The organism is uncultured Campylobacter sp., assembly GCF_938018035.1.
In the GTDB taxonomy this organism is placed as follows: Bacteria; Campylobacterota; Campylobacteria; order Campylobacterales; family Campylobacteraceae; genus Campylobacter_B.
This window is the reverse complement of the sequence record NZ_CALIJF010000046.1, coordinates 1-1,035: the sequence shown is the minus strand read 5'-3', so window position 1 is coordinate 1,035 and position 1,035 is coordinate 1. Positions and strand designations below refer to the sequence as shown.

General features: G+C 53.5%; 1 protein-coding gene. It reads right to left on the bottom strand.

Going from position 1 to position 1,035, the window contains the following annotated elements; genetic code table 11:
* The coding region (obgE, locus tag Q0257_RS01545) for a GTPase ObgE (RefSeq protein WP_298020704.1) at nt 1-1,035 on the bottom strand (1,035 nt) is incomplete at its 3' end.

Genomic DNA, 1,035 nt, shown 5'->3' with positions numbered 1-1,035 from the left:
CTCAAGCAGGTTAAATTTTAGCTCGTTTATATTTTGTCCCGTCGCCGAGGAGATCGGCATCACAAAAAACGGCTTGGCGGCGTCAAGCTCATAAATATCTTGCTTAAATTTCATCTCGCCCGCCGTGCCCGCAAGCCCCAAATGCGACAAAAACGCGTCAAATTTTTCCTGCAAATTTTCGGCCGCGTCCGCGCGAGTTAGTGCGATCGCGTAGTCTCTTTTTGCAAGTCCCTCTGAAAATTTCGCCGTCTCGGCCCTCAGCGCGTCAAACTGCTCCTCAAGGCTACGATAGTTTGCAAGATCGAGCATAAAAAGCAAAATTTTCGTGCGCTCGACGTGTTTTAAAAACTGCACGCCAAGCCCGCGCCCTTCGCTTGCGCCAAGGGTAATGCCAGGGATATCGGCCATGACAAAGCCGCTGTATTCGTCAACCTTGACGAGGCCGAGCTTTGGCGTGAGCGTGGTAAACTCGTAGTTTGCGATCTGTGGTTTAGCGTTTGAGACCGTCGAGATTAGCGTGCTTTTACCGACATTTGGAAAGCCCACGAGCCCCACGTCGGCGATGAGTTTTAGCTCTAGTCTCACCTCGCGCGTCTGCCCTTCGAGACCTTTTTGCGCATATTCAGGGGCTTGATTGATCGAGCTTTTGAAGTGCACGTTGCCAAGCCCGCCTTTGCCGCCTTTTAAAAACAGCTTCGTTTCGCCGTCGTTTAACATATCAAGCACCAGCTCGCCGCTATCCTCGTCGTAAACGCTGGTACCGGGAGGCACGATGAGCTCGAGATCCTCGCCGCTTTTGCCCGTCTTTTTGCGACCCTCGCCTGGCGCGCCGTTTTGCGCCTTAAACTCACGTTTGCCCTTGTAGGATGAGAGAGTGTGGGAGTTTTTATCTACTTTGAAATACACGTCGCCGCCGTCGCCGCCGTCGCCGCCGTCGGGACCGCCCAGGATGACGAATTTTTCGCGGCGGAAGCTGACGCAACCTGCGCCGCCGTCACCCGATTTGACGCTAAGCTTTACGCTGTCTATGAACAT